Origin of the sequence: Novipirellula sp. (assembly GCF_041583735.1) — a bacterium.
Classification (GTDB): Bacteria; Planctomycetota; Planctomycetia; order Pirellulales; family Pirellulaceae; genus Novipirellula.
The window spans coordinates 1-7513 of record NZ_JBFHFD010000424.1 but is presented as its reverse complement, the minus strand read 5'-3'; the positions used below and the strand labels follow the sequence as shown (position 1 = coordinate 7513).

At 54.0% G+C, this 7513-nt stretch carries 5 protein-coding genes and 2 pseudogenes; 6 read left to right on the top strand and 1 reads right to left on the bottom strand.

Annotated elements, in window-relative coordinates; all coding sequences use genetic code 11:
- The 5 genes and pseudogenes from ABX962_RS24665 to ABX962_RS24645 form a co-directional block, all read left to right on the top strand.
- Nucleotides 1-212: pseudogene (locus ABX962_RS24665) on the top strand (hemolysin D); the annotation flags it as partial.
- A 69-nt stretch (nt 213-281) separates the two neighbouring features.
- Complete coding sequence (locus ABX962_RS24660; RefSeq protein ID WP_372723244.1) at nt 282-1175, top strand: efflux RND transporter periplasmic adaptor subunit; 894 nt, start codon at nt 282-284, stop codon at nt 1173-1175.
- A gap of 194 nt (nt 1176-1369) precedes the next feature.
- Nucleotides 1370-3556, top strand: a complete 2187-nt coding sequence (locus ABX962_RS24655) for a hemolysin D (RefSeq protein WP_372723242.1) — start codon at nt 1370-1372, stop codon at nt 3554-3556.
- 294 nt (nt 3557-3850) lie between these two features.
- On the top strand, nt 3851-4255 hold the full coding sequence (locus tag ABX962_RS24650) for a DUF3467 domain-containing protein (RefSeq protein WP_372723240.1): 405 nt from the start codon (nt 3851-3853) through the stop codon (nt 4253-4255).
- Between the two features lie 121 nt (nt 4256-4376).
- Nucleotides 4377-4961: a hypothetical protein gene (locus ABX962_RS24645; RefSeq protein ID WP_372723238.1), complete on the top strand. Its 585-nt coding sequence runs from the start codon at nt 4377-4379 to the stop codon at nt 4959-4961.
- A gap of 275 nt (nt 4962-5236) precedes the next feature.
- Here the strand turns inward: ABX962_RS24645 and argH are convergent, their stop codons facing one another.
- Nucleotides 5237-6622: an argininosuccinate lyase gene (gene argH, locus ABX962_RS24640; RefSeq protein ID WP_372723236.1), complete on the bottom strand. Its 1386-nt coding sequence runs from the start codon at nt 6620-6622 to the stop codon at nt 5237-5239.
- 103 nt (nt 6623-6725) lie between these two features.
- Between argH and ABX962_RS24635 the strand changes: the two are divergent.
- Nucleotides 6726-7513 (top strand): annotated as a pseudogene (locus ABX962_RS24635) (hypothetical protein); the annotation flags it as partial.

Genomic DNA, 7513 nt, shown 5'->3' with positions numbered 1-7513 from the left:
TAAAGGTTGCCGACATCTCCGCTCGCGCCGAACCGAATGAAGAACATGGGGCCGTGATCAAAATGTCGGCCTACCCCGAGCAAGCTTCACTACAAGAACTGCATCCCCGTCCGGGGGCCAAGGTGATTGCCAAGGTCTACTGTGGACGCCGATCAAGTGGATTTGTGTTCTTCCACGAGATTTACGAGTGGTGCTGTAAATTCTTCTTCTAGTTCGAGCCATGGGGCGGTGCACGCAAGCCGCCCTATCATGATGCCCCCAATCAAATCGAGTTTAAATCTGTGAACAAAACAATGATTGCCGCACTCGCGTTGGCGTTTGCGACTCCTGCGTTGGCTCAGACCACTTCCAACCCTTCGGCGAATGAAATTCACGCCGAAAACTGCACGGTCAAATTCATTAACAATGTGAACGTGCCTGCCGAAGTGGATGGCAAGGTCATGGAACTGAAGTTCGATGAAGGCTGGACCGTAGCTGCAGGCGAATTGATGGTCGTGATCGACGACACCCAAGCGAAACACGCTTTGGAGTTAAAGAAGGCCGAAGAAAAAGAAGCGTTGCTCAATGCGACCAACGACGTCAATTTAAAGGACTCGAAAAACGCAAAGGACCTTGCGGTTGCTGAATTAGAGGCTTTCAAGGAACTGCGTCGTGAAGGTGCGATCCCGTTTTGGGAACTTGAAAAGAAACGTTTCGAAGCGACGCGAGCGGAGCTGAAAATTGACTTGGCAGAAATGCAGATGCAAATCACCAAAGTCCAGTTCAAAGCCAAAGAAAGCGAACGCCAGATGGCCGAATACGAGATCGAAAAACGCCGAATTACGGCTCCGTTTGATGGCTATGTCGAAGCGCGTATTGCCCAGCTTGGCGAATGGGTGCAACCGGGAAGCCCGGTGGCGACTTTGGTTCAATTGGACAAATTGAAAGTCGAAGGGTATATCGACACGCGGCGTTATTCCGAACAAGTGGTCAAAGGGATGCCAGTCCAAGTGCGAGTGTATCGCGATGCCAGCGATGAAAACGCAGTGACCTTTGATGCCAAAATTGACTTCGTCGGCAGCGAGATCGGCTTGGATAAACTCTATCGAATCTCGGTCAACATCGACAACAAACAAGCCGGCCAGCAGTGGTTGGTCAAGCCAGGCATGCGGGCTGAAATGACCGTACTGAAGTAATCAAACCGCGATGGAATCGGATTCGCTGGCGCGAAATGGACATCCAGCCTACGCTTGGGGAATCGCCGGTGCAGACATTAGCGTTTCAGACATAACATGCTGGAAGCTTATCCCACTTTTTACACTCTTCACTTTTCTACTTCATGGCCACACTTGCTGAATCACTCGTAAGCAGCTCCTCAAGGCCGCTGACGGTGCGCAAACGACCTGACTTGACGGCGAGCCGGCATCGCTATCAAGGCACTGGCTATTGGGTCGTCAAGGAACCAGTCGGTCTGCAGTATTTTCGTTTTCATGACGAAGAATATTACATTCTGAACATGCTCGACGGACACGTCAGCCTGCAGCAGATCAAGGATGGGTTCGAACAGCGTTTTGCGCCGCAAAAGATCACCTTTGGTGACCTGCAGCAGTTCATTGGGATGTTGCACCGTAGCGGACTGGTGATCAGTAACTCTCCGGGGCAAGGAAAAGCACTGCGTGAACGTGGTCGCAAAAAGAAGAACAAAGAAGTCATGGGCAAGATGTCCAACGTCTTTGCCTTGCGATTCCGCGGCTTCGACCCTGAAAAAATCCTGAATACGATCCTGCCCTGGTTCGGATGGATCTTTACCGTCCCGGCGCTGATCTTTTTCATCGGTTTGTGTACCGCCGCAGGCCTGCTGTTGGCCAGTCAATACGAGACGGTGTATGCAAAACTACCGACGTTCCAACAATTTTTTGCGGCCGATCGCTGGTTGATCCTGGCCATCACGATGGCGCTGGTGAAGGTGTTGCACGAGTTTGGCCACGGATTGAGTTGCAAGAAATTCGGGGGGGAATGCCACGAGATCGGCTTTATGCTGTTGGTGTTCACGCCCTGTTTGTACTGCAACGTGTCCGATTCTTGGATGCTGCCTAACAAATGGAAACGCGTTTGGATCGGTGCTGGCGGGATCTATGTCGAAATGATCTTGGCGTCCATTGCGGCATTCGTGTGGTGGTTTAGTGAACAGGGCACCACGATCAATGATTTGTGTTTGAACATGATGTTTTTGAACGTCGTCAGCACGGTGCTGGTTAATGGTAACCCGCTGTTGCGATTCGACGGTTACTACATCCTGATGGACTTTTTGGAGATACCGAACCTTCGCCAAAAGAGCACCGAAGTGCTGAAGCGTTGGTTCCAAGAAACGTGTCTCGGTTTGGAATTACAAGACGATCCGTTCATGCCCACTCGGGGCAAGTTCATGTTCGGAATGTTTACCGTTGCCAGTGTGATTTATCGCTGGGTCGTCGTGTTTTCGATTTGTTGGTTCGTGATCAAAGTGCTCGAACCGTATGGACTTCAAGCGATTGGACGGATGGTTGCGGTGATCGGGTTCTTCGGCCTAGTGGCCCAACCGGTGATCCAAACGTGGAAGTTTTGTCGTACGCCTGGGAGATTATCAAAAGTGAAACGTGGCCGTCTGTTGGCGACGCTGGCGATCGCCGGGCTGGTTATCGCTGCCGTTGTTAAAATTGAGCTTCCTCATCATGTGGATTGCGCTCTGGAGATTCGTCCCAGCCAAGCGGGAGCGGTGTACGCCGGCACCCCAGGCCGGATCGCCTGGACTGTCCAGCCAGGGACTGAGGTTCGCGTCGGGGACAAGATTGCAATCTTAGAGAACCCGGATCTACAAATTCGTTTGGCGGATTACCGAGGCGAAGAGGAGGTCGAAACGGTCAAGCTTCGCAACCTTTCGCTCCGCAGCAGTTATGACCAATCGCTTAAAGCTTCGATTGAAACTCAAGTCGAATTGCTCCATTCGCTGGCCTCGGTGCGTGCAAAAACCGAAGAAGAACTAGAGCGATTGGTGATTCGGGCAAACCGCGACGGATTTGTCTTGCCGCCACCCGAACGCGACTCGAAAGATTCGGGCGACGGACGACTGCCCGGTTGGACCGGATCGCCGCTGGATGAACGAAATCGAGGCGCGATGTTGACGGCAGATGACTTGATTTGCGAGATAGGCGGTCATGAAGCGTTCGAAGCGGTGTTAGTGATCGATCAAGGGGATGACCAATTGGTCCGCGAAGGCCAATCGGTGGACATGCTACTCGATTCCAATCGCATGAAAAAGTTTAGCGGAACGATCTCCGAAAAATCTAACGACCCGCTCAAAGCAACCTCGTCATCGATGGCTAGCCAGACCGGAGGCGACTTACAAACCGAAATTGACCCCACCACGGGAATGATCAAACCACGAAGTGTTTCCTACCAAGCACGGGTGCCGCTGGACCCCAAAGACTTGACGTTGCGGCCTGGTTACCGAGGCAGTGCCAAGGTGCATGTCGACCCGATGTCGTTGGGTTCACGGTTGTGGCGTGTGATTGCAAAGACCTTCAATTTTGAATTTTAAACAACTCACCAAGCTGTGTATTTCGCGTGGTTTAACAGACAAACGCAGACATTAAGAATTATTTAATCGAACAAGGTCGTCTCACGTTGCAGCAGCCCCCCATATTGTTAGCATGCGAATTGTCAGGATGTTTCATCATGGTGACGCAGGCTTAACAGATCAGAGAGCTGACTGGGACTTAGTGCGATTCGGGCGGCAAACCCGAGACGACTTTTACGCCCACACCGTTTTCGCTTGTTCGTGATGCGAGAACAGAATGATATTTCTTCTTTACCTTTCGGAGTGAAATTACTGATGGCAGACGAGACCAAGAGCCCCGCGGCCGACGCACCAGAAGCAGCAACCGCTGCTGCAGCACCAGCGGAAAAAGCACAAACTCAGCAACAACAACCTGTTCAGGTCCAAGTGACCGATGAGAACGCGTTGGCATGCTACGCAAACTTTTGCCGCGTAACGGGATCGCCTGAAGAATTGATCATCGACTTCGGTTTGAACCCACAACCGATCGGCGTTCCTAAGGACCCCATTCAAGTCAAGCAACGCATCATCGTGAACTTCTTCACCGCGAAGCGTTTGTTGGCAGCACTGCAAATGTCGGTCGCTCGTCACGAATCGGTATTCGGCGTTTTGGAAACCGACATCAACAAGCGAGTTCGTCCAGGTTTGACTCAACAGAGCCAACCTGCGCAAAAGAGCTAATTGATCACGCTGCAACACGTGCAGCGAGATCAGCTAAACTAAGCCGCGTCACTACAAGAGTGACGCGGCTTTTTTTTGGTCCCCTTCCGATGTTTGCGAATCGATTCCAACCGAGAACACCATGCAGTACCCCATCGAATTGACTTTTAAACTGATGACGTTTGGCCAGCGCGTGACCGCCACCGACGCGAGTGGGAATGTGCTGATGTTCATCAAACAAAAAATGTTCAAGCTAAAAGAGAAAGTGAACATTTACAGCGATGCCAGCCAATCGAATCTGATTTTCACCATCGCGTCGGATCGCATGATCGACTTTTCGGCCAACTATCACTTCACCGATGCGCAAGGCAATGATTGGGGCGCGGTCCGTCGCAAGGGCATGAAATCATTATGGTCCGCCCACTACGAGATCATGCAAAATGGTGCCGTCGACATGACGATCAGTGAAGAGAGTCCGATGAAGAAGGTGCTCGAAAGTCTGTTGGGCGAGATTCCGATCATCGGGCTGATCGCCGCCTACCTGTTGAACCCGAGCTACATCATCACACGGCCTGACGGCACACCCCTGCTACGGTTAACCAAACGACCGGCGGTGTTTGAGGGTAAATTTGTGCTCGAGAAACTCGGCGAAATGCCCGAAGACGACGAACTGCGATCACTGCTGGCGATGATCATGCTCGTGCTATTGGAACGCGGCCGCGGGTAAGCGGTTTGGCTAGAATCCGTACTGTCACCTCTCCCAAACGCAGTTTGGGAGAGGTCGAGCAGAGCCTTCAGCGATGCTCGGGTGAGGGTCTGCCTCCAGCTTACTCGCACAGGTCATCGCACGGGCAACTGCTTGCGTCGCTTTCGTTGCGCGGTCGGCCCTCACCCGGACGAGGCCTAAAGGGGCCCGTCCGACCTCTCCCAAGCTGCGCTCGGGCGAGGTGACTCGCTGCTGCTGCCGTCGAAACGCTTGGCGAGATTTCGTTACGGCGACGCTTACGAAGCGGCCAGTTGCTTGGTCCAACGGTCGATTTGACTTCGCACCTGCGGCGGTGCTGACGATCCGTAACTGACGAACGCCTCGACCGCTTTGCGGCTGCCCAAAATTTCGTAGACCGATTCGTCAATCTCCGCTGCGTGCGACTGCATGACGTCCAGTGGCAACTCGCTCAGTGGCACTTCGCGACTCATCGCTTCACCCACAATCGCACCGACCAAATGGTGCGCTCGACGCTGCGGCATGCCCTTGCGGATCATCCACTCCATCAACGTCGTCGCGTCCAAGTAGCCGCGTTCCAAACGACTGGCGATCGATTCACGTCGCAGTTCGGATCCTTCGACAATCGGGATCGCGAGTTCCAACGAGGCAATTACGGTGTCGAACGAATCAAACAGCGGTGGCTTGTCTTCTTGCAAATCACGGTTGTACGCCAGTGGCAAGTTTTTGACTAACAACATCAACGTTTGCAAATTCCCCATCACGCGAGCCGATTTGCCTCGGGTCAATTCCAGCGTATCGGGATTGACCTTTTGTGGCATGATGCTGCTGCCGGTACAGAACGCTTGTGGCATCTTGATGAAATCAAATTCAACGGTGCTCCACAGAATCCATTCTTCGGCCCAACCGCTCAGATGTGACGCGATCACGGACAGCACAAATGCGCTTTCGAGCATAAAGTCGCGATCGCTGCTGGTGTCCAAACTGTTGGCCGTTGGCCGATCAAACTCGAGCGCCTTGGCGGTGTGATCGCGATCGATCGGCAGCGTGGTTCCCGCGACCGCCGCGACTCCGAGCGAGCACTCGTTGACTCGCCGGCGACAATCGGCAACACGGCCGCGATCTCGCTGCAGTTTTTCGATATAGGCCATCCAGTAGTGGGGAGCGATCACCGGCTGAGCCCGCTGCAGATGGGTGTACGCTGGCAACACGACATCAAAATCGCGTTCACAGCGGCTCAAGAACGCTCGCTGCAATTCCAGCAGCCGGGCGTCCACGGTGTCCAACGCCTCGCGGACCCACATCCGTACATCGGTACTGACTTGATCATTACGGCTGCGAGCGGTGTGCAGTTTTCGGCCCACATCACCGATTCGGTCGATCAACGCCTGCTCGATATGCATGTGGATATCTTCGAGCTCGAAGCGGATCGGAAACTGATCGGCATCGAGTTCGGACTCGATTTCCTTCAAAGTGTCACGAATCGTCGAAAACTCTTCTCGAGTCAATAAACCGACGCTGGAAAGCATATCCGCATGCGCGATCGAGCCGCGAATATCCTGTTGATACATGCGTCGATCGAAGCTAATGCTCTCGGCAAACGCCTCCAATCGCTTGTCGGTACTTGCCTGAAAAACGCCACTTCGTGATGGACTATCTGCCATCGCCCTATCCTGTTGCTGAGTCGGTCTTAATAATGGAACTTCGCTGCCATTATCACCCAAGAGACACGGGTGACGACCCCAAGCAGATAAAGAAAAATTCTCTATGAAATATTGCTCCACTTGCACTTTGCCCGATCTCCCCACGGTTTCGCGCAGCCGCGTCCCGGCCGCAGGACAGCGGGCCTTCACTCGCACCGCCCCCCCGCTGGCGTGTCTCGTCGTTCTACTAGTACTAGGAATGCCCTCGGCCGCGACGGCCCAGCAAGTCCTCGCTTCGGCGCAAGCGGGCGAGCCCTTTGGCGTAGCCACGATTGAGATTCCGTTGGCCGCAGGGGTGCCGATTGGGTCGCAACCACCGCTTCGTGTCACCGATGCGCAGCGCCGCGTGTTCTATCCGGTGGGGCAAGAGATTCGCCAGAAATTGGTTCCGCCATCGGAGCGGCCGGTGCCCGAGGCAGGCCAAGGCCGGCTGCTTCGCCGTGTCGGAAGTCTGATCCGCGAGATCACTAGCCGAGACCAACCGACCGAAGAGACGGTGGCACGACGAATCTCGTTCCTGTTCCAAGGCAGCGAACCGATGGTGGTCGCACTAAGCGATACCAGCGGCGTGATCGGCGAATATCAATTGAATCCGGAATCCAATCCCGCAACGCATGCTCAACTGTTGAACCAGTGGTGGAGCGACTATACTGCGGCCGCCAAAACGCGAATCGATGCTGGCGATTATCCACCCTGGGTCGAGACCTATTTAGTGGCGATGTTGTCCGGCCGTTTGCATCTTCCCATGCCAGCTTGGTTCACCACCGAGACCGAGGCCGGCGACACGTTGGTGTCGACATTGAAATTGATGGCGGGTGCCGAGCAAGCGACCGAGGCAATGTTTCGCCAAGC

Coding starts and splice junctions, on each gene's coding strand:
- ABX962_RS24650 (WP_372723240.1), top strand. CDS start 3,851: ATGGCAGACGAGACCAAGAGCCCCGCGGCCGACGCACCAGAAGCAGCA.
- ABX962_RS24645 (WP_372723238.1), top strand. CDS start 4,377: ATGCAGTACCCCATCGAATTGACTTTTAAACTGATGACGTTTGGCCAG.
- argH (WP_372723236.1), bottom strand. CDS start 6,622: ATGGCAGATAGTCCATCACGAAGTGGCGTTTTTCAGGCAAGTACCGAC.